17 protein-coding genes are annotated in these 20,335 nt (G+C 48.5%); 9 read left to right on the top strand and 8 right to left on the bottom strand.

The window, feature by feature from the left end:
* The first annotated feature begins 266 nt into the window (after window positions 1-266).
* A complete protein-coding gene (locus KDK19_RS13605; RefSeq protein WP_257280343.1) occupies window positions 267-1,136 on the top strand; it encodes an SMP-30/gluconolactonase/LRE family protein in 870 nt (289 codons plus the stop codon).
* Here KDK19_RS13605 and KDK19_RS13600 read toward each other — a convergent pair.
* The 4 genes from KDK19_RS13600 to KDK19_RS13585 all read right to left on the bottom strand — a co-directional run bounded on the left by KDK19_RS13600 (window position 1,126) and on the right by KDK19_RS13585 (window position 6,312).
* The gene (locus KDK19_RS13600) at window positions 1,126-1,665 is read right to left on the bottom strand and encodes a YSC84-related protein (RefSeq protein ID WP_257280344.1); all 540 of its coding nucleotides are present in this window, start codon (window positions 1,663-1,665) and stop codon (window positions 1,126-1,128) included. The two genes, KDK19_RS13605 and KDK19_RS13600, sit on opposite strands and share 11 nt — an antisense overlap.
* Window positions 1,666-1,870: 205 nt before the next feature.
* Window positions 1,871-4,225, bottom strand: coding sequence for an autotransporter outer membrane beta-barrel domain-containing protein (locus tag KDK19_RS13595; RefSeq protein WP_257292163.1), 2,355 nt, complete (start codon window positions 4,223-4,225; stop codon window positions 1,871-1,873).
* Between the two features lie 214 nt (window positions 4,226-4,439).
* Entirely contained in the window at window positions 4,440-5,441 is a 1,002-nt protein-coding gene (gene pdxA, locus KDK19_RS13590) for a 4-hydroxythreonine-4-phosphate dehydrogenase PdxA (RefSeq protein WP_257280346.1), read from the bottom strand.
* A 112-nt stretch (window positions 5,442-5,553) separates the two neighbouring features.
* The gene (locus tag KDK19_RS13585; RefSeq protein ID WP_257274781.1) at window positions 5,554-6,312 is read right to left on the bottom strand and encodes a DeoR/GlpR family DNA-binding transcription regulator; all 759 of its coding nucleotides are present in this window, start codon (window positions 6,310-6,312) and stop codon (window positions 5,554-5,556) included.
* A 168-nt stretch (window positions 6,313-6,480) separates the two neighbouring features.
* Between KDK19_RS13585 and KDK19_RS13580 the strand changes: the two genes are divergently transcribed.
* The 5 genes from KDK19_RS13580 to KDK19_RS13560 all read left to right on the top strand — a co-directional run bounded on the left by KDK19_RS13580 (window position 6,481) and on the right by KDK19_RS13560 (window position 11,233).
* On the top strand, window positions 6,481-7,134 hold the full coding sequence (locus KDK19_RS13580; RefSeq protein WP_257274782.1) for a paraquat-inducible protein A: 654 nt from the start codon (window positions 6,481-6,483) through the stop codon (window positions 7,132-7,134).
* The gene (locus tag KDK19_RS13575; RefSeq protein ID WP_257274783.1) at window positions 7,131-7,784 is read left to right on the top strand and encodes a paraquat-inducible protein A; all 654 of its coding nucleotides are present in this window, start codon (window positions 7,131-7,133) and stop codon (window positions 7,782-7,784) included. The genes KDK19_RS13580 and KDK19_RS13575 overlap by 4 nt, the downstream gene beginning before the upstream one ends.
* Entirely contained in the window at window positions 7,781-10,084 is a 2,304-nt protein-coding gene (locus KDK19_RS13570; protein ID WP_257280348.1) for a PqiB family protein, read from the top strand. Before KDK19_RS13575 ends, KDK19_RS13570 begins: the two co-directional genes overlap by 4 nt.
* A gap of 137 nt (window positions 10,085-10,221) precedes the next feature.
* The gene (locus KDK19_RS13565) at window positions 10,222-10,617 is read left to right on the top strand and encodes a thioesterase family protein (protein ID WP_257254119.1); all 396 of its coding nucleotides are present in this window, start codon (window positions 10,222-10,224) and stop codon (window positions 10,615-10,617) included.
* The gene (locus tag KDK19_RS13560; protein ID WP_257254118.1) at window positions 10,610-11,233 is read left to right on the top strand and encodes a hypothetical protein; all 624 of its coding nucleotides are present in this window, start codon (window positions 10,610-10,612) and stop codon (window positions 11,231-11,233) included. The genes KDK19_RS13565 and KDK19_RS13560 overlap by 8 nt, the downstream gene beginning before the upstream one ends.
* On the opposite strand, the gene KDK19_RS13555 is transcribed toward KDK19_RS13560, so the two are convergent.
* The 4 genes from KDK19_RS13555 to KDK19_RS13540 all read right to left on the bottom strand — a co-directional run bounded on the left by KDK19_RS13555 (window position 11,196) and on the right by KDK19_RS13540 (window position 16,246).
* Entirely contained in the window at window positions 11,196-12,437 is a 1,242-nt protein-coding gene (locus KDK19_RS13555) for a hypothetical protein (RefSeq protein ID WP_257280349.1), read from the bottom strand. The genes KDK19_RS13560 and KDK19_RS13555 overlap by 38 nt on opposite strands.
* A 248-nt stretch (window positions 12,438-12,685) precedes the next feature.
* Entirely contained in the window at window positions 12,686-13,777 is a 1,092-nt protein-coding gene (locus KDK19_RS13550; RefSeq protein WP_257292162.1) for a hypothetical protein, read from the bottom strand.
* Window positions 13,778-14,271: 494 nt separating this feature from the next.
* Complete coding sequence (locus KDK19_RS13545; RefSeq protein ID WP_257292161.1) at window positions 14,272-15,084, bottom strand: hypothetical protein; 813 nt, start codon at window positions 15,082-15,084, stop codon at window positions 14,272-14,274.
* Between the two features lie 520 nt (window positions 15,085-15,604).
* Window positions 15,605-16,246 (bottom strand): arylesterase, encoded by a 642-nt coding sequence (locus tag KDK19_RS13540; RefSeq protein WP_257274789.1) that lies wholly within the window; start codon window positions 16,244-16,246, stop codon window positions 15,605-15,607.
* Between the two features lie 91 nt (window positions 16,247-16,337).
* Between KDK19_RS13540 and KDK19_RS13535 the strand changes: the two genes are divergently transcribed.
* The 3 genes from KDK19_RS13535 (at window position 16,338) to KDK19_RS13525 (ending at window position 20,273) form a co-directional block, all read left to right on the top strand.
* On the top strand, window positions 16,338-17,051 hold the full coding sequence (locus tag KDK19_RS13535; protein WP_257252497.1) for an ABC transporter ATP-binding protein: 714 nt from the start codon (window positions 16,338-16,340) through the stop codon (window positions 17,049-17,051).
* A complete protein-coding gene (locus tag KDK19_RS13530) occupies window positions 17,048-19,534 on the top strand; it encodes an ABC transporter permease (protein WP_257280352.1) in 2,487 nt (828 codons plus the stop codon). The genes KDK19_RS13535 and KDK19_RS13530 overlap by 4 nt, the downstream gene beginning before the upstream one ends.
* A gap of 394 nt (window positions 19,535-19,928) precedes the next feature.
* Window positions 19,929-20,273 carry a hypothetical protein gene (locus KDK19_RS13525; RefSeq protein ID WP_257274792.1) on the top strand — a complete coding sequence of 115 codons (345 nt, stop codon included), beginning with the start codon at window positions 19,929-19,931 and terminating at the stop codon, window positions 20,271-20,273.
* The last annotated feature ends 62 nt before the right edge of the window (window positions 20,274-20,335 follow it).

The following is a 20,335-nucleotide window of genomic DNA, read 5'->3' as shown; positions in this document are numbered from 1 at the left end:
CGCTGAAGTCTGAATACTATCAGTTAATAATTTATTGCTCTTTAAGTGTTTTTATTAATTCTATTAGAGACTAAATAATACCCTGTATAGCTATATCTCCCTACAGTTTGTTTCTTATTGTTCTAAACAAAGAAGCACCATCTGTATCTAAACTGTCTCTCCACATGAACGTTCACAAGCGACTGAAGCTGTTTTTATACCTCCCCGATAGAGGTAACGTTTTTTCGGTCACGGCAAACACAGCGAACAAGCTAAAGAGGATTAGTATGATTTTTGTTGAAGGGCTGGAGTATCCTGAGTCCGTTTTGATACTAAACGACGGCAGTCTAATTATTTCAGAGGTCGGTCAGGAGAGAGGTCGGCTGGTTCGGATTGCGGCCTCAGGAAAAGAACGTCATGTTTTTGCGCAGGTCGACAGACCCAACGGTATTTTACAGGACAACCATGATGGCAGTATCTGGGTTGCCGAAACCCATGAACCGTCACTGATCAGGCTCAACCCGGATGGCTCGCTGGCAGAGAGGCTTTCCGGAGGCAGTGAAAGCCCCTTCCTTTGGCCCAATGATATGACTCTTGGGCCTGATGGGGCCATTTATCTGACGGACTCTGGTATCCGCGTCGCTGACCTGATCACGGAAGGGGGAGCCGATCCGGAAGTCTGGGAGGGGCCGATGCAGGGAAAATTGTTTCGAATTGATCCTGTCAGCAAACAGGTGGATTGTCTTGATGACGGGTTTCGTTTTGTCAATGGTATTGCCTTTGCTCCTGATGGAAAGCTCTATCTCAGTGAGTCGGTAACAGGGAATATCTATCGCTACCCGTTTACGGACAAACTGGAGGTTTCCAGTCGGGAATGGTTTGTATCGGTCACCGATACCGCAGGTCCATGCCGGGTTGTAGGGCCCGATGGCATCACTTTTGACAGAGAGGGTAACCTTTACGTTGCGATGTTTGGTCAGGGGCATGTGGCTACCGTCTACCCCAATGGTGACATTCATCGAACGATTGTGACCAGAGGCTCCTGCCCCACTGATGTGGTTTTCGGCGCAAAGGGCAGTAAAAGACTTTATATCACCGAATATCAGCGGGGTAGAGTTGAAACGACTGAAGTGTCTAACGAGGGTTTTACTTGTTAATTTTTGTGATTTTGGAACCTTCCAGAGTCAGGTTATACATCAATCCTTTGTTATTGCTGATAAAGCCGATGATGGGGGCTTTAGCGGTTTTGGTGTCTATAGCTTCTCCGGCACCAAACTCAGCAATGGCAATACTGCCATCGACACCTGCTTCCCAACCCTCGCTATTCAGGAAGTCGTTCAAAGCTTCGTTGGTCATGAACATGACAATCTGGGAACGAGCCTGTGCACCCAGCTGGAAACCGATAGAGGCTGATAACGTATTGTAGTAGTCTTGTATTGCTCCACCTTTTATAAGTGCGCCTTCACCGTATTCGCCACCCACAACCAGTCCGCCTTTAAGTACCTTGGGGAAGACCAGAATTCCTTTAGCTCTGCTGCCAAGAGATTTTGCAGCACTGCTCTGCGCATAAAGATTTTTTAACGCTTCATACACGGTCGCATTGAGTTCAGTGCTTGAAGCGGCGTGAGCAGAAAATGACAAGAAAAGGGTAAAAGCCGTTACCAGGAGATGTCTGAGAGAAGCCATATTAGTGCGATTCCGGGAAATACTGTCGGTTAATGATGTGACTTGCAGGTTGTGTAAAACAAATGTACCTGTTCAATTTTCCGGTAGGATAGTATCAGATAAATGAATTCAAAGGAGTGTTAAAAACTGCAATTTGGAAGGACGGGTGAGGAGGAAAACGAGAGTACAACACTCTGAAACAGAGTCCTCTCGAAAGCGTCAAAGCTTAGAAGTCGTACTTCATTCTCAGATAGTAGTTCTGGGCTTTGTAGTCTGAACTCTGGTTCAGTTCATAACCGACAACGAAGCTCATGTTATCGTTGCGACGATAGGTAACATTGGCTGAAACCTGATAGCTGTTCTTGACGGCGTCGGCTCCTTTAGAGGTGAACTCGGTGCCACCCAGAACGTAGCGTGTAGTGGTTTCTACCACGTCGCCCTTGAAGTCATGCCAGGCCATCAGTCTCAGAGAAGGCTCGACTTCGCCCTGACTGACTCTGAAAGCCTGACTGATTTCTACGCCAGCACCCAGCTCAACCTTTTGATACTTCTGGCTGTCTACATCCAGGGCAAAACCGGTGGCATACTTGTCTTCTTCTTTAAAATCTTCACTTTTGACCAGGGAATAGTTGAAACCGACCATTGGCACTACCTTCATCTCACCAAAGCTCTGGTTCATCCCCAATATGGTGGTCAAGCCGAACTGGTGACTCGTATAGTCTGAAGTAATCGGGGCATCGACAAAGCCATCGATGAAGCGGCTGCGCTCGTTGTTACTGCGACCGACGTTAATCACGCCATCCAGGAACCAGTTCTCCTGCTCCCATGAACCATAAAGGCTGAACTGATAGTTTTTGATGGTAGAGTTGTCATTAGAGTTGTGTTTGTTGACTTCAGCATTGGCCACTGTGAAGGCAGCTCCCAGCAGGTAGTCATCGCTGATGTTGGTTTCAGCGCCCAGTGTCAGACCGCTGAGATCTGCATCGAAACCAAACAGCTTGTCCCCACCATCGTTTCTGCGATCATCCTGAGTGACGTCTGAGCCCAGAACCTGCAACCAGAAACCCTGACTGGTGTAACTGCCACCGTATGCCAGTCCGGTGTTTGAAGCCTCATCCTCCTGAACTGCTCTGACGTGCGCCAGGACGTTGCTCTTAACCTTGGCTTCTGCCGTCACGTTGGTGATCTGGATGGCGTCAGAGTTGTTGAATTTACTTTCTCTGGCGACCTCAGCCAGTTTCTTTACATCCGTTATATTGGAGACCGTGCGGTAAAAGTTATTGAAATTCGTGGAGTTCACGGGATCTTGGGTAATGACTGCCATCATAGCGGCCAGAGCTTCTTCAGTAGTGGCGCCAGCGCCTTCCTGTGCAACCAGATTCTGAAGTGATTCGCTGGTTCTTGGTGTCAGATCTGTGATCAGAGTATTGCCGGTCTGTGTGACCGCGGGAGTATCAATCAACACAGAGTGCTCAATCGTTATATCGGAAGCATTCAGGTTGGTGGTGGCTTCAATGATTTTTGCATCTTCAACGGTGTTGCCAGATTCTACGACTTCCTGAGAAGGAATAATTTTCAGCTTTGAACCTGTACCAATGTCGGCAGTACCCGTGACAACCAGAGCTGCATTAGTGTCGGAATCTGTATCCAGCTCTGTTGTAAGGAGTCCTGTTGAATAAACAGTCAGATCACCATCAAGCGTCTGTGATCCGGGCTTGTCAAAGCTTGCAGTACCAAAGACTTTGACGTGTGTTGAACCGGAATTTTTCTTAATATCACCTCGGAAACTGGTGACGTCCGAACCTGATCCAGCGACTGTAATGGTTTCAATATCCTCAATATCGCCACCAAATGTCGAGTTACCAGCTATCGCCAGACTATCACCGGTGAGAGGAGAGCCCAGCACTTTTCCCTCTATCGTACCGTTATTGACGCCCATGAGGAGGGCACCACCGGCACCGCTGAAGTCAACGGCAATCTCACCGTTTGTTTTCAGCGTACCGCCATTAACGACGATCGAAGCACCTGCTCCCAAAAAACCTCCATCGGCTGCTGTGATGGCTGTGTTACCTTGCAGTGTTCCGGTTATGGTGACAGTGCCTAGCAGCTCTTCTTCAATTCTGAGAGCATCTCCGTCCTCGACCTGAATGGTACCGCCCAGGTAGGTCTTTCCAACATTGATTTGAACGACGCTGGAGGTGCCGTCTTTCAGCAGAATACCGTGAGCTGTACCTTTACCATAAAGGCCGCTGAACGCAGGCATGTGCACGGCGTAGCTGGTATTGGCTCCGTTATAGAGCAGAATGGCCACGCCATCGGGGTTGTCGAGATTGATATTGACGGGTTGGAATACAGAGCCCTGAACGTAGAAAGTACCGTTGTCTGCATCCAGAATGAATGCATAGGGGTCAGTCGCGTCAGCATTAACATTTCGAGTCACTGCGCCGAAGAGTCCGGTGGCGGCATAAGTATCACCATCGTTGGTGACTTCTGTAACGGCACTGGACTTGGCAGCAATAAGTGGAATGGTCGCAGCAATGACTGCTGCGAGAGTCTTCTTCCTGAACAGGCTCTTTTTCATCTTTTCTTCCTTGAGTAGAGGTCTGCGACTTTTTTCTATTTCAGAACTGGCTGAATCCGCTATCGGCAGAGAGTTGAGAATACTTCAGGGTTGAAGAGAAAAAATTGGAAAAAAAGCCTGGCCCGGGTCCATGGGCAGGTCTGGAAGTCGATATTTTTTATTCCGTTACTGTTTAGGATTAATGGATTGGTAAAACGCTTGCAGTAGCAATGAATCAAAGAGCCAGTGTTCCCATCATTCTCAGATAACGGATCGCAACCTTTATTGCTTCGGTCATGCTGACGGCAGAAGCAACACCTTTTCCGGCAATATCATAAGCGGTGCCATGATCTACTGACGTTCTTAGAAAGGGCAAGCCACAGGTGATGGAAATGGTTTTATGGAAGTCCACCATCTTGGTCGCGATGTGTCCCTGATCGTGGTAGAGCGAGATGACGGCATCAAACTGTCCATTCAGAGCCTGATAAAACACTGAGTCGGCAGGCAAGGGGCCCGACACGTTGAATCCAAGTTGTTGCAGTTTACGGACAGCGGGCCAGATTTCTTCTTGTTCTTCATGTCCAAACAGTCCGTTATCTCCACAATGAGGATTTAACCCTGCTATAGCCAGGTGAGGGGCCTCAATACCCAGCGATTTCAGGGCATCAACCGCGCTTTCAGCACATTGAATCAGGTTCTTTTGAGTAACGAAGTCACACGCCAGCCTGAGAGACAAATGTCGTGAGAGAAAAAATACTTTCAAGCCTGCAACCTCAAACAAAGTGAGTGGGTGTTTGCTGTCTGTCAGATCGGCAAGAATTTCGGTGTGTCCTGTTTCTCTGATATTTGCTGCGTCCAGAGACATCTTGTTAATGGGAGGCGTTACAAGAGCGTGGGCTTCTTTGTCCAGAGCCAGTTGAGTTGCGAGTTGAATACAGTCGTAGGCCATCTTTCCTGCGGCAGCGGAAACCTTGCCCAGCTCGAAAATTTGGCGGGGGTTGGGAGGCTCAAGGACATTGAGAATACCCGTCCGGGGATCAATATCTGCACAGGTCTTCACAGACTTGATAGTAAGGGGCAAATTGCAGGACGAGATAGTTTGCTGAAGGATCTCCACATAGCCGACGACCAGTAATCGAGAGGCATCGGAAAAGTCATTGGCTGAAAGTGCTTTTATCAGGACTTCCGGGCCGATTCCGGCCGGGTCGCCCATTGGCATACTGATCAGGGGTTTCATTACTCACAGCAACATCTGGCTGGTCTCAACCTATTTTATAGCTGTGAGTTTAGAAGATGTCACCACGCCAAAGAAGCTGTCGCAAAAGGTGTGATGAGATGCTGTCGCATCATCAGGAGCGGATAATATGACCGCCTGATTCCCTGATGGCCGCCAGACTCTCGTCATCGAAACGGCTGTCCGTGATAATGGTATCCAGCTCATCCAGCTGACAGATAGTCTTCATGCTGGAAGCTCCGAACTTGCTGGAGTCTGCCAGCAGAACACTGCGGGTTGCACGTTCCAGCATCTTGCGACGAATAAAGTAATGGTCGGTAGAGGCAGTGGTCATACCGTGTTGCAGACTCCAGCTGTTGGTCGCCAGAAAAGCAATGTCTGCGTTAATGCTGTCCAGGAAAGACAGGGCGGTTGTGTCACAGTGAGCCTTGGTAATGGCGCTGACCAGACCTCCCGTGGTGTAGACCCTGGCGGTGGAGGAGTCTGAAAGTTGCAGAGCGATCTTCAGGTCCGGGGTCACAATGGTGACCTTCATGCGCATCATCAGTTTGGCCAGGGCCATGGTGCTTGTACCGGCATCCAGCAGAATGATCTGTCCTTCCTTAACCAGCTTGAGGGCCTCGTGAGCAATGGACTTTTTCTCTTCAATGTTGACAGCGTTCTTCTTTTCGTAGGGGATATCTTCCATCAGGAAGCTTTTGGATACTGCACCGCCATAGGTGACGCGCAGTTTGTCCTCCTGCTCCAGAGTGCGTATATCGCGACGAATAGTCATCTGGGAAACATCGAATTTCTCCGCCATCTCTTCGATATTGGCACAACCTTTTTCTTCAACGTAAGACAGAATGTGCTCTCGACGCTCAACGGGAAGCATACCTTGACCTCTTGAATCATTGTGTATCTGTTATTGACGCCTCACAGTGAACCGGGGCGCAGTACTGGTCCGTGCTGCCGATATAGAGACAAGGCAATCAGAACAGCTAAAATTCACTGGCAGATTATATGGCAGAATTTGTTCAGTTTCTTCCCCAGATATACCTGTATGGTTAAAAAAGAGACGAGTTTTGATTCAGGCATCAGGCTTTGTCCTGACTGTGACCTGATGATAAATACCCCGGTCTTCAGACATGATCCAGCCTATCGGCAGCAGGCTGCATGCCCTCGATGTGGCTGTGTGCTGGAGTCTCACCGCCCTGCAGGCATCCAGCGTTGCCTGGCTCTTGTTGTGACCGGTTTAATTCTGTTCATACCGGCCAATTATTACCCTGTTCTGTCCATGGACATTCTGGGGAATGTTCAGCAAAGCACCATTTCCGGAGGTGTTGTCGCTCTTTATCAAGGGGATTATGGTGCAATTGCCTTACTGGTTCTGTTGTTTGCCATTCTGATCCCTCTGCTGCGTCTTTTGATTCTGCTTCAGATCATAGTGACTAGCATCAAAGTTCCTGCCGTCAACGGCCGGTGGCGCAGGTTATCCAGAAGTCTGCTCAGACTGTATGCCCATCTGCAAGAGTGGGGTATGACGGAAATCTATTTTCTGGGTGCCCTGGTGGCGGTCATCAAACTGGCAGATATGGCCAGTGCGCAGGTAGGCATAGGCTTGTATTGCTTTGCCGGGCTGATGCTTTGTGAATTGATCATCACCCTGAACCTGAATGAACATGAGATCTGGACAATGCTGGGAGAGGATGAATGACTGCATCGGATCCGGATCAATCCAGCCTGATGTCCAGTGGTGCTGACCGTGGGATAAAACTGTGTCTGGATTGCCACAAGGTTTGTCAGGCAGAAGATGACCGATGTCCCCGTTGTGGCAGTAAAGTGCGGTTAAGAAAAAAAGACAGTCTGTCCCGGTCCTGGGCTCTGACCCTGACCGCCGGACTGCTCTACATACCTGCAAATATGCTGCCGATAATGACCGTAAGCCGATTTGGGCGCAGCAAGCCGGATACCATCATGTCGGGTGTTATAGAGCTGGTGCATCATGGTATGGCACCCATTGCTCTGTTGGTTTTTACAGCGAGCATCCTGGTCCCTCTGATGAAACTTTTGGGCATGGTGTGGCTGCTGGTTTGTGTGCATACACGAAGGATGAACCCGGGTCGTCAGACCGTCTTGTATCGACTGATTGTCTGGATTGGCCGCTGGTCCATGCTGGATATTTTTATTATCTCGCTGCTCGTTGCACTGGTGCAGTTCGGGCATTTGGGCACTGTGACGGCGGGTCCTGCGGCTTTTGCGTTTGCTGCGGTAGTGGTGCTGACTATGTGGGCGGCAATGAGTTTTGATCCCAGATTACTTTGGGACCGGTCAAGGCAGTTCAGTCTGAAAGGAGATCAACAATGAGCGATAAAAAGATCGCTGTGAACGCTGATCTGAAAGAGCGTCGTCGTGTTCCAGCCATCTGGCTGCTGCCTGCCATTGCTTTGATGATCGTTGCCTTTCTGATCTGGAGAACCCTTTATCAACACGGTCTGGAAGTTCACGTTCACTTTGACAGCGCCAAAGGCATGCAGGTGGGCAAAACAGAAGTCAGGTACAACGGTCTGGCGATCGGTAAAGTGGCCCGAATGACCATGACAGACGACCTTGAAGGTGTCGATGTCGTGCTGGAAATGGACCGGCAGATGGAGAATTATCTCAGGGATAACAGTCAGTTCTGGCTGGTTCAGCCGCAACTTTCTGTAGCGGGAGTGTCTGGTCTGGATACTCTGGTCTCTGGCAACTATATCGCTTTTAAGCCTTCTGGGAAGGGTAGCAAGCAGCTGTCCTTTTCGGCGCTAAAGTCGCCACCCACGCCGGGCATTAACGAAGGTGGACTGAGCCTGATACTTCAGGCTGATGAGTTGTCTTCTGTGCAGGAGGGTAGTCCGGTTTATTATCGTCGTCTAAAGATTGGCGAAGTAACTCGTTACGCTCTCTCGTCCGATGACGAAAGGGTCGATATCCATATATACATCAAGCCGATGTTCAGACATCTGATTAGAAAAAATACCCGCTTCTGGAATGCAGGGGGAGTGGATATTTCCGGAAGCCTGACCCACCTGAAGGTGAGAACTCAGTCGTTGATTTCCATGATTCAGGGCGGGGTTGCTCTTTACACTCCGGAATGGGAGGAAAAAGAGCCGGAAGCTTCCGATGGAGCCCGCTTTCCTTTGTATAACGATTATGATGCAGCGGAAGCGGGTATCCGTATTTCTATTAAGTTCCCTCTGGATGTTGCCCTTGGTCAGGAGAAATCAAAAATACTGTTCCATGGTATGGAAGTGGGCGTTATCAAAGATACGTCGTTTAATGAGGATTACTCAGCCATTATTGCCGAGGCCGTTATTCGTCCCGAAGCCGGGAACATTCTGGTAAAAGGTGCCCGTTTCTGGATGGTGGCACCACAAATAAACCTGAAAGGCATCACCGGTCTGGAAACCTTGTTGGCTGGCCGCTATATCGCTATGGATGTCAGTCAGGTTGATATGAAAAAAGCAGAACCGGAAAAAGAGTTCATGGGTCTGGCCAATAAGCCTCCGGCTTCACCCTCCTCTCCGGGCTTGCACCTTGAACTCAGGGCCGACTCTCTTGAAGGCCTGAATCAAGGGAGTCCTGTCCTCTACAGAAAGATGCCTGTCGGTGAGGTGGAGTCCTACTCGCTGGGAAAAGACGGTGTGGTGGTCAAAATATTGATCAAGCCTGAATATCAACATCTTGTGAATAAAAGTACACTTTTCTGGAATATCAGCGGTGTGACATTGGAAGGTGGATTGCAGGGGTTCAAGGTCAGGGCGGGCACACTAAATTCTATGCTATCAGGCGGCATTGCATTTAAAACCCCTAACCCTGATGCAGCCAGAGTTCCCAACAAAACCCGGTTTATTTTGTATGACGATATTAATCAGGCAAGCGAAACAGGCAAGTTCATACACATTCAGTTTGAATCTGCGGATGGCCTTCAGGTAGGTACACGACTGAAGTACAAAGGTTTGGAAATGGGAAGAGTAACAGAGCTTAATCTGGATGATGCCAAAAAAGCCATACAAGCCACAATATTGCTTAATGAAAGCGCAGATTGGCTGGCTCGCAGAGGTTCCAGATTCTGGCTGGTCAAACCCAAACTTGGCCTGACTAACACGGCTCATCTGGAAACACTGCTGACGGGTCTTTATATCAGCGTGTCGCCGGCACGCTCTCAAGCTGCTGCCAAGCGTGATGTTTTTGTTGCAGACCCACGAGCGCCTGACGACCAGCCTCGCTCTGGTGGTCTGCGTATTCAGTTGGTCAGCACTCAACTGGGCTCCATTAAACCGGGCAATCCCGTTTATTACCGGGAAATTCCGGTAGGTGTGGTCACCGGATTCAAGCTAGGTAACCCGGCCAACAAAGTCATTATTTTTCTCAACATCGAGGATCGCTACGCTCCGCTGGTCACCAAAAAAAGCCAATTCTGGAATGCCAGTGGCGTGGATTTCCACTTTGGTTTGTTCAGTGGTGCCAGCATTCGAACAGAGTCTCTCGAAGCGGTTCTGGCAGGTGGCATCGCCTTTGCGACACCAGAGCAGGGAGTTCGGGTTGCTCCGGAAACGTCGTTCGAGTTGGCTGACGAACCGAAGCCTGAATGGCTGAAATGGACTCCTGCCATTGTGTATCCTGAATAGCTTCAGACATGCTAAACGACTATTTGCATCTTTTTCTCATGCAGGCATCATAGGAAACTGATTAAACAATAATACTGACAGCAGGAAGCCATTGCAGTCTATTCAAAGCAGGTTTCCAATTATAAAGAAGAATACTGATGTACCTGCATACCCTCTCTCCCCGCTTTTCTGAGACAGATGCCCTGGGGCACATAAATAACACGGTTCTGCCCGTATGGTTTGAACAGGCCAGAGAGCCGATCTTTCGTCTGTTTTCTCCGGGTCTGGATACCGAAACCTGGCGACTGATCATTGCCAGAATTGAAGTGGAATATACAGCACAGCTAAAGTACGGGGCTGATGTTGAAATCAGAACCTGCCTTGAGAAGGTGGGTAATTCATCCATGTGTATCTATCATGAAGCTTGGCAGAAAGACGTTCTGGCGGCACGAGGCAAGGCAGTGTTGATTCACTATGATTATCAGGCCGGGAAAGCTTCTCCCATCCCTGAAGATATCCGACAAGCGTTGTCAGAGCAGTCCGGTAATGGCTGATGTCCTTGAAATCAGGGCCGGTTCCGGGGCTCTGGCAAAAATACGAGATGAAGGTCTTCCTCAGTCCGGTATTGATGTCATGCTGGGAGCTTCGGGCGGTCCTAAATGGTTCGTGCTAACAGGTCTGGACAAGTGTCTGATAGGAGAATACTTCAAAGACAGGCAGCAACCCCTGAACCTTCTGGGTACCTCAGCGGGAGCCTGGCGTCTCAGTTGTTATGCTCAGGCAAATGCCCGGGAGGCCCATCACCGACTTGAGCAGGGTTATTTGCTGACGGAGTATTCAAGCAGGCCTGATGCCAGGGAGGTCAGTCGAAAGTGCCGGGTTCTGTCTCGGGACATGCTTGGGGAAAATGGAGCAAACGAGATTGTTGCCAACGAAATCATGCAGTTTAACCTGATCGCCGTTAAGAGTCGGGGGCCTATCAAAAGCGATGTGAACTGGAAACAGCTCTCGGGACTCAGCCTTGCAGCTATCAGCAATGCCATCAGCCGCAAAACACTGGGGGCTTTTTTTACCATTCAATGGAGTCAGCACAACAAACGTCTACTGACTCCTGAACTTGTGATGATTGCACTTATTGACTTATTCCACCATCAGTGGCGATTACGCTGACGGGAAGGCCAGGATTAATCCGATCTCTGAGATTGAGTCTACACAATGGGTGATATTCGTCATCCTGAATAACATAGGTTCGAGGGGTTGTAAAAAGGTGTAAAGATAAATCTGCATTGTGCTCGTTTTCACTGACTACATTCATAACGGCTGTGAGTACATTCATTAAGTTATGTTGTTTAAAACGCACTGGCAGGGGCAGGTTTTGTTCATTGATATCCATTGTCGGGGTTCCCCATACCAGATGAATATACGTAGAATCTGTTTGACCGTCACCGCTGCAAAGGCTGCACCCAGTGAAGGCATCCGGAATAATAGCTGCAAGCATCACCGGCGTGACTGTGCTCGCGGCAGCCTGATTACCCCCATCGGCCACTGCCATTCGGGTAATGATCAGCTGTATCAAATTTCCTTCCTGAATAGCTTGAAAAACAGAAGTGAGATCGATCATCAGTGAGGCGTTCTGAAACTCAGCAGTGAGCAGGTGAAACATTCCCATATCTGACAGATCCGGCCATTGGGATGAGTCTATTTTCGCGGCTCTTTCTTGAGTCAGAGTTTCTACCCTTTCATGGATTGGGGACTTCATTACATGGATTGGGTGATTTATTACTATTGGCCATTCGGCTCCGGCTCCTGCTCTGCGCGCTGCCAGAAACATTTTTTTCAAGAACTCCATCTGCTTTTGCTTTTGCTCCACCATCTCAAATAGCTTTGGCAGACGCTCCCTATCCCCCTCGTCCAACTTAAAATTTACATGATCTAACCCCCTGAGATTGGCCACATCTACCAGATTAGAAGCAATCTGCTCAGCCAATACCCTGACACATTTATCGGCATCTGCTTCCCGCTCGATGGCATCAATAATCCTGCGTACGACTTTAACATGAACAATTAACGCATCATTATTTTCATCCTTCTCTACCGTCAAGAACCTATAGGGTAAGGGATAACCCTCATCGGGATCAGGTGTCTCAGAGCTCGTTGCTCCGGTGGTGTTTTTTGCTGCAGAGCTTTCCAAATCTTCATCAGCGCAGGATGACGAACCAGGTGGTGGAGAAGTAGAATTCCCGGAATCACAGGTTCGGCAGAACAGCTCTTTGCCGCAACGCTGACAGGTACAGGGGGCAGCCAGCACTTTCACACTAAGCAACAAAACAAATAAAGAAAGCCATCTCGATGGATGAATAACATAACCATGCATATCTCAATCCGTCCTTAATAAAAAAACGAATATGAGCATAGACTAAAATTTTGCACTGCCCGCCAACAGAATTCATAGAGAGAGGCAAGTCCCATACTACTCGATCATATGACGAGCTCGTCCGGGATCAGAGGTCAGTTCATGATGCGTTCAAATCGCATCGTCAGAATCAGCAGAGTAAACGTCTTCTGACTTCTAAGTCAGTGATGATTGCACTGATTGTATTAATTCGACAATACTGTGCGCAGTTACAAGGACTTATCAGTGGCAAAGCCGCCAAGAAAAGGATCAGGATTAATCGAATGTTCGATATTGATCGTTGATGGTAGAGGATCTTCGATGTCCTGAATAGACATTTGAGGGCTCAGAAAAAAGTGTAAAGATAAATGAGCATTGCGCCGTCTTTTACCGAGCGCCTGCATAATGGCTGTAAGTACGTTCATTAAATTATCCTGATTAACATGCACTGGCAGCCGCCCAATTAGCAGGTGCATATCCGTAGACTCTGTATGACCGTTCATAGCAGGGTCCGGAATAATAGCTCCAAGCAATATCGGCTTAACTGTGGCGGCGGCAGCCTTGTTGCCCTCATCGGCCACTACCATTCGAGTAATGATCAGCTGTATCATATTTCCTTCCTGAATAGCCTGAAAAACTGAAGTAAGATCCATCATCAGTTGGGAATTCTGAAACTCAGCACTGAGCAGGAGAGTCATTCCCATATCTGACAGGTTCGGCCATTGAGAGGGGTCTATTCTCGCAGTTCTCTTATGAGTAAGGGCTGTTGCCTTTTTGTGGATTGGCATCTTTTTTATCTGCAGGGCTCCTGCATTAAGCTGTGCCTGATGCAGTTCTTGAAACCTCTCCAACTGACTGTGAGCCCCCTTCTTCATCTGTTTTTGAAAGCGACGCATAAAAAATTTCAGGGACTTATGCAGGTTTTGAGGATCCCGCCTCTCCATTTTCTTTTGACAGTGATGCTCCCCCTCCAAACTAACATCCAATTCATTCACATCCATGTCTTCAGCAATCTCGGTCATATTCAGAGCAAGTATCTTGGCAACTGCCCTTGCATATGCATTGCCGTCTTCCCGCTCAAAAGCATCCAAAGTCTCGTCACTAACTTGAATTCGAGCCTTCAACGAACCTTCATTTTCATCCTTCGTTAACCAGATCCCATAGGGTGACGGATCTAACTTGGGGGGAACAGGTATCTCATCGTTCGTTGCTCCGGTGGCGTCCTTTTTGGCTGCAGAGTTTTTCAAACCTTCATTAGCGGGGGATGACGGACTGGAAGCCAGAGAAGTAAGCTTCTCGCAATCACAGGCTTGGCACAACATTTGCGGATCCTTACCGGGCTCATTCTCTTTACCGCAATTCTTACAGGGGCTAGCTGACACTTTTAGGCTAAACAACAAAATAAATAAGAAAAACCATCTCGCCAGATGAATAAAATAATGCCGCATATCTCAATCCGCCCTTAATCAAAAGCGAATATGAGCATAGACTAAAATCTTTCCCTGCCAGCCAGAATATGTCTCAACGAAAGGCAAGACCAGCCCGGCCCGATGATATGTCGGGGCCATGAAGGATCAGGGTTCATTCCATGATGCGGTTCAATCGCAACATCAGAACCAGCAGTCTGGCCGTTTAAAACTTTTCAACCTGAAGCGCTGATTTGAGGACGTCTTCAAAAATCACAACCCGGCTGCAAGCTTTTATCCCTCACAACGCAGGAGATACCCATCATGAATCAATTAACAAAGCACTTCCCGCGTCACCTGAGAACAGCGGCAAAAAATACATCCTCGGGCTGATCAAATACTGTTTGTGGTCAAAAGACCTTGTCGAAGGCAAATCCGCCAAGGGAAGGATTAAGATTAATTGAATTTTCGATATTGAACGTTGATGGTAGAGGATCTTCGTTATCGTGAAGATACGTTGGAGGGCTCAGAAAGAAGTGTAAAGATAAATGAGCATTGTGTTTGTTTTCACCGAGTGCCTTCATCATGTCTGTGAGTACGTTTTTTAAATTATCTTGATTTACTTGCACTGGCCGGGTTCCCGTGAGCAGGTGCATATCTGTAGACTCTTTATGACCGTCCATAGCAGGGTCTGGAATAATAAAGCCAAGTATCATCGGCGTAACTGTACCTGCAGCAGCCTGACTGCCCTCATCTGCTGCCACACTCTGAGTAATGAGCAGCTGTATCATATTTCCTCCCTGAATAGCCTGGAAAACTGAGGTAAGATCCATCATCAGTTGAGAATTCTGAAACTCAGCACTGAGCAGATTAGTCATTCGCATATCTGACAGGCTCGGCCATTGAGATGAGGCTATTTTCGCCGCTCTCTCATGATTAAGAGCTATTAGCTTTTCATGAATTGGCATCTTTTGTGTCTTCAGAGCGCCTGCATTGAGCTGTGCATGGTACAGTTTTTGCGACTTTTGCAACATCTTCAACTGCTTTAGTTGTTGTTCCACCATCTTCAACAACTTCTGCAGATGATGACTCTCCTCCAGCTTAACTTTCAGATGACTCACCTTCATGTTTTCATCAATCTCCATCAGATCCTGAGCAATAACCTTGGCAAGCACCTTAGTAAATGCATCGCTATCTTCCCGCACATCGCCATCAACAACCATGTCACTGACATGAATTCGAGCCATGTCATTGACGCGAATTTGAGCCATCAACTCATCATCATTTTTACCCTTCGATAACGAGATGCTATAGGATGACGGAGCTACCTTGGGAGAAGGTGTGATGGAGTTTATTGTTTCGGTGGCGTTCTTTCGAGCTGCAAAGTTTTTCAAACTTTCATTATCGGAGGATGACGGGCTGGGAGGTGGAGAAGTAAACTTCAATGAGTTACAGGTTTGGCAGAACATTTGCCCATCCTTACCGGGCTCACTCTCTTTGCCGCAATTCTTACAGGGGGTGGCTAGCACTTGCGGGCCCGTTAACAAAACAAATAAAAAAAGCCATCTTGATTGATGAATAAAATAATGACGCATAGCTCAATCCGTCCCTAATAAAAACGAATATGAGCATAGACGAAAAATTTGACCTGCCAGCCCGAAAATTTCTTCAAAGAAGGGCAGGTCCCCTCCAACCGGATGAGGCTCTAAGTCAGTGGCCGACAGATGGTTGGGCAGTTTAATTTCACTTCAGGAGTGGCTGGAGAGTAGTCCAGATATTTTTGAGCAGTTTTGGTTGTGCGCCGGCGCTTGGGTGGATGCCATCAGGCTGATTCAAATTACTGTTTCCTGCAACACCCTGAAGAAAGAAGGGTACAACAGTCAGGTTGTAGGTTTTGCCCAGTTCCTGAAAAATGTTTGTAAATTTACGGGTATAGATTGGTCCGTAATTGGGAGGAATCTGCATCTCAAACAGGACGGTTTTGACGTTATTGGCCTGGGCCATTTCAATCATTTTTTCAAGGTTCTGTTTCGTGCTCTCCAGAGAAGTGCCCCGAAGCCCGTCGTTTGCCCCCAATTCCAAGAGTATGAGCTTAGGCTTATATTTATCTAGTGTCGTTTTTAGCCGACTCAGGCCTCCCGCTGTTGTCTCGCCACTGATACTGACATTGACCACTTTCCAGTCAGGGTTGGCTTGTTGCATTTTTTGCTGTAATAAATGAACCCATCCTTGATTAATTTCAATACCATAAGCCGCACTGAGACTGTCACCATAAACCAGCAGGGTTTTCTCGGCTGCGGATGTATTCCAGCTCAGGGTGAGAGATCCGATAAACAGCCATGAGCGTATAGAAAGCCATGAGAAAAAAAGACTATTTTGTGTCATCCTCGAATATGAACGCGGGTAAAACGCACTATTTTTCACAGAAAAAAACCGCCCAATAACAATTAATTTATACATCGGCAAACAACTGCGTATGATTATTAGCACAGGATCCCCCATTGCCGTTTCGGCGCAATCTCTGATTAAAACAGTGACAGCCCGGAGTGGATCGCTCACCATCTTGTCCGGACTCGATCTCAAGATCAAGTCCGGGGAGTCTGTCGCCATCATCGGGACTTCAGGGTCCGGCAAATCTACTCTGCTGGGCATTCTTGCAGGTCTTGATCAGCCTACTCAGGGTGAGGTGGCTCTGGCTGGAAACCGGATTGATCATCTGGATGAAGACGCCAGAGCCCGGGTCAGGGCTGATCATACCGGCTTTGTTTTTCAGTCTTTCCATCTTCTGCCCAATCTGACCGCACTGGAAAACGTCATGCTACCCCTGGAACTGGCAGGAAAAGAGAGCCCCCAGACGCATGCCAGAACGTTACTTGAAAGGGTGGGATTATCTCAAAGGCTGACTCACTACCCCAGACAGTTATCCGGTGGAGAACAACAGCGGGTTGCCATTGCCAGGGCTTTTGCCGGGCAGCCAGACATTCTGTTTGCAGACGAGCCGACGGGCAATCTGGATGAAAAAACCGGGGAAAGTATCATTAACTTGCTCTTTGAAGTGAACCGGGAAAACAAAACAACCCTGGTTCTGGTGACTCACGATTTGCAGTTAGCCCGGCGCTGTCAGCGAGTCTTAAAGCTGACTCAGGGGCGTCTGGAAGAAGAGGTTGAACACTCCGGAGCAGCCAAATGAGTCGAAGTCTTATGCTCTCTTGGCGTTTTCTGGTGAGGGACTGGCGATCCGGTGAACTCTGGCTGCTGATGTTATCTCTTCTGATGGCAGTGAGCGTCAGCACCGCTATCGCGATTTTCAGCGACAGGCTACAACTTTCACTGGGTAGACAGGTAGCCGAGGTGATGGGGGCTGATCTGGTCATTAGCAGTCCCACAAAGCTGTCTGAAGAGGTGAGTCAGACGATAGCAAGCCAACCTGTTGAGCAAGCCACTGTTCTGGAGTTTCCTTCAGTAGTCATGGCTGGAGATCAGATGCAGCTGGTTTCAGCTAAAGCGGTATCCAGTAATTATCCCCTACGTGGGCAAATGAGAGCGGCTGATCAGCCTTTTGCACCGGATGAAGTGACTGAGGATACGCCTGACGAAGGGGAAGTCTGGCTGGAGCCCAGATTGTTTCCGCTCCTGGGCGTTGAAGTAGGCGACACTTTGATACTTGGGGAGTCAGAGTTCAAAGTCGCACGTGCCATCACTCTGGAAACCGATCGTGGGGGTGGTTTTTACAGTCTGTCTCCCCGCCTGATGTTCAACATAAACGATCTGGATGCTACTGGAATTATCCAGCCAGGCAGTCGGGTTCACTGGAAAACCTTGATTGCGGGCGAAGAACACCAGCTGACAGGATTCAAAAATAAGATTGAGCCCCTTTTATCCGACAGCGAAAAGCTGAATCTGGCAGAAGACGACCGTGAAGACCTGCGCAGTTCTGTTGTACTTCTAAGGCAGTTTTTGGGACTGGGCAGTATTGCTGCCATGCTTCTGGCAGGTATCGCAGTTGCCATGTCCAGTCGCCGCTTTGCCGAACGACGCTTTGATGGTATCGCTGTGATGCGGTGCATGGGAGCGCAGCAGAATCAGCTCATGCAGATTTTTATCGGAGAGCTGCTCTTGATGGCTATTCTGGTTGCACTACCCGGAGTGTTCATTGGCTGGTTGTTACAAACGGGAGTGGTCAAACTGTTGGCGGGTGTTTTACCCGTATGGCTCCCGGAGGCCGGTTCTATGCCCATGGTTCTGGGTGGTTTGACCGGAATTATTACACTGATTGGATTTGGACTGGCTCCCTTACTGAGGCTGAGGGAAGTTACGCCATTGAGGGTGCTAAGACGTGAGCTGACACCGTCTGCCGCAGGCGTTTGGTCAGTGTATGGGCTATCTCTGCTTTCCATGTTGTTGCTGCTCTGGTATCACACAGGCCAGTTTTTGATGACAGCGGGAATCATTCTTGGGGTCGGCACCGTCATATCAATAATCATGCTGGCGGTCAAAGTCGGACTAGCAAGCGTTCATCGTCGCCTTTCAGAGCAGCCCGTACCTATGGTCTGGCGGCTTGGTGTGAAACGACTGCTGCAGGAACAGGGACAAACATCTGCCCAGCTGATAGCCTTTACCCTGACGTTCATGGCTATGGCGTTGGTGCTGTTGGTAAGAACAGATTTACTGCAACGCTGGCAGCAACAATTACCTGAGAAAACCCCCAATTACTTTGCGATCAATATTCAGTCGGCAGAAGTGGAGCCCTTTCAGAACTTCCTGCAGAGCAATGATATAGAAGGAACGTCCCTTTATCCTATGGTTCGGGGTCGTCTGATTGAAATCAATGGTCAGCCGGCCAAAGAGGCTGTTTCAGAAAAGCAGAGGGATCATAACTCCCTGCATCGTGAGTTGAACATGACCTGGTCAGACCAACCTGTATCTGAAGCCGAGATAGTGGCAGGGGATTGGTGGCAACCGGGTGATACCGGTGAGATTTCCATTGAGAAGTCTATTGTCGAACACCTGGGGGTCAATCTGGGTGATGAACTGTCGTTCATGATTGCGGGGACGAAACTGACTGCCGAGGTCACCAGTATCAGGGAAGTTCAATGGGAGTCCTTCCAACCCAACTTTTATATGGTTTTGCCAGAAACTTCTCTGAAGGGGTTGCCAGCCACCTGGCTGAATAGTTTTTATCTGCCACCTGATGACCGGCTGGTTTTGAATGAACTGGTTCGACAGTTTCCAACCATCAGTCTGTTGGATATGGATGCTGTTATCAGTCAGGTTCAGATGATGCTTGAGCAGTCCGTTCTTGCGGTGGAAGCCATGCTTCTGGCGCTGCTGCTGGCGGGTTTGCTGGTACTGGCATCGGCTGTAGAAGCCAGTCTTGATACCCGACTGCGTGAGGGCGCTTTAATTCGATCTCTGGGTGGAAGCAGAAAGCAACTTGTGATCATGCAGACAGGAGAATTCTTCATTATGGGAGCATTCTCCGGCGTGATCGCCGTTTTAGGCACAGAACTCTGTAGCGTTTGGTTGAATGTTCAGGTCTTTGAGCTTTCCTGGCAGCCTGCTATCTGGCTCTGGTTTACGCTACCCATTATCAGTGCTTTGCTGATTGGCCTGTCAGGTTGGCTAGGTATCAGACGTGTGATCAGACAGCCGCCGGGTGCCGTTCTTAAGTAGCCGTCAAACCGCTTAAAAGGGTAAGTGGCCGGGCGAGGGTTATTTATTGAGGTGTTGGCTATTTTTTAACCAGCTCTTCAATGAAGCCGGATTCAAAGGCTGCTTTTCACTTATCCACAGTTCATTCAGGGGGTTGATAAGGGTTTTTGTGGAAAAGTGGATAACTTTTTTAACCAGAGATTTTTCCGGTTGTTGATGACCTCTGTTCAGAAGCTGGAAAATGAGTCGATTTTCTCTATGGGCAATTGTGATGACCATGTTACAGTGATTTTATGGGTTGCTTTCTGAAGGCTGTCTGAGTGACCCTCATCCGCAGTATTACCCAAGCCTTAAGACAGTCGTAAGTCTTCTGATGAGGAGTTCTGGGTGCCCTATAGGACCGAGGAGACACTTCATGACTGATCAGGAAGAAGCTTATCTATCCCTTTTGTGTCTGCGCAACAGCACTTTTCGAATTGCTCAGTTGTACTGGACCTATATCAGGCTTCGTTCACTCACAGGGCAGGCTCCTCCCATTCTTATCGTTATGCTCAGTGTTCTCTGGGAAAAGCAGCAGGGACTCCATGACAGACTGGTAGAGGCTTACCCGGAAGATATGGCTGCTGAAAAATGGCACGGACAGGATGAAATGAATGATCGACTGGGTGATATGAGCAGGGAGACCCAGGCAGATCTTCAGAAAATTTGCCAGACAGAAATGCAGATGCTGCAACTGGTTGGCATGATGATGAAGCAATAGTGATACCGCAGAAATAATCTTTTTTCGCCAATGTGGGAAAAGATTATTTCTGTATTGCAACC

The sequence above is a fragment of the Endozoicomonas sp. ONNA1 genome (assembly GCF_024606325.1).
Taxonomy (GTDB): domain Bacteria; phylum Pseudomonadota; class Gammaproteobacteria; order Pseudomonadales; family Endozoicomonadaceae; genus Endozoicomonas_A.
This window is presented reverse-complemented; position numbering and strand designations above follow the sequence as displayed.

What these genes read in the sequence shown, in the direction of transcription:
- KDK19_RS13605 (WP_257280343.1), top strand. Translation starts at nt 267, where the DNA reads ATGATTTTTGTTGAAGGGCTGGAGTATCCTGAGTCCGTTTTGATACTA.
- KDK19_RS13600 (WP_257280344.1), bottom strand. Translation starts at nt 1,665, where the DNA reads ATGGCTTCTCTCAGACATCTCCTGGTAACGGCTTTTACCCTTTTCTTG.
- KDK19_RS13595 (WP_257292163.1), bottom strand. Translation starts at nt 4,225, where the DNA reads ATGAAAAAGAGCCTGTTCAGGAAGAAGACTCTCGCAGCAGTCATTGCT.
- pdxA (WP_257280346.1), bottom strand. Translation starts at nt 5,441, where the DNA reads ATGAAACCCCTGATCAGTATGCCAATGGGCGACCCGGCCGGAATCGGC.
- KDK19_RS13585 (WP_257274781.1), bottom strand. Translation starts at nt 6,312, where the DNA reads ATGCTTCCCGTTGAGCGTCGAGAGCACATTCTGTCTTACGTTGAAGAA.
- KDK19_RS13580 (WP_257274782.1), top strand. Translation starts at nt 6,481, where the DNA reads ATGGTTAAAAAAGAGACGAGTTTTGATTCAGGCATCAGGCTTTGTCCT.
- KDK19_RS13575 (WP_257274783.1), top strand. Translation starts at nt 7,131, where the DNA reads ATGACTGCATCGGATCCGGATCAATCCAGCCTGATGTCCAGTGGTGCT.
- KDK19_RS13570 (WP_257280348.1), top strand. Translation starts at nt 7,781, where the DNA reads ATGAGCGATAAAAAGATCGCTGTGAACGCTGATCTGAAAGAGCGTCGT.
- KDK19_RS13565 (WP_257254119.1), top strand. Translation starts at nt 10,222, where the DNA reads ATGTACCTGCATACCCTCTCTCCCCGCTTTTCTGAGACAGATGCCCTG.
- KDK19_RS13560 (WP_257254118.1), top strand. Translation starts at nt 10,610, where the DNA reads ATGGCTGATGTCCTTGAAATCAGGGCCGGTTCCGGGGCTCTGGCAAAA.
- KDK19_RS13555 (WP_257280349.1), bottom strand. Translation starts at nt 12,437, where the DNA reads ATGCATGGTTATGTTATTCATCCATCGAGATGGCTTTCTTTATTTGTT.
- KDK19_RS13550 (WP_257292162.1), bottom strand. Translation starts at nt 13,777, where the DNA reads ATGTTGTGCCAAGCCTGTGATTGCGAGAAGCTTACTTCTCTGGCTTCC.
- KDK19_RS13545 (WP_257292161.1), bottom strand. Translation starts at nt 15,084, where the DNA reads ATGGTTGTTGATGGCGATGTGCGGGAAGATAGCGATGCATTTACTAAG.
- KDK19_RS13540 (WP_257274789.1), bottom strand. Translation starts at nt 16,246, where the DNA reads ATGACACAAAATAGTCTTTTTTTCTCATGGCTTTCTATACGCTCATGG.
- KDK19_RS13535 (WP_257252497.1), top strand. Translation starts at nt 16,338, where the DNA reads ATGATTATTAGCACAGGATCCCCCATTGCCGTTTCGGCGCAATCTCTG.
- KDK19_RS13530 (WP_257280352.1), top strand. Translation starts at nt 17,048, where the DNA reads ATGAGTCGAAGTCTTATGCTCTCTTGGCGTTTTCTGGTGAGGGACTGG.
- KDK19_RS13525 (WP_257274792.1), top strand. Translation starts at nt 19,929, where the DNA reads ATGACTGATCAGGAAGAAGCTTATCTATCCCTTTTGTGTCTGCGCAAC.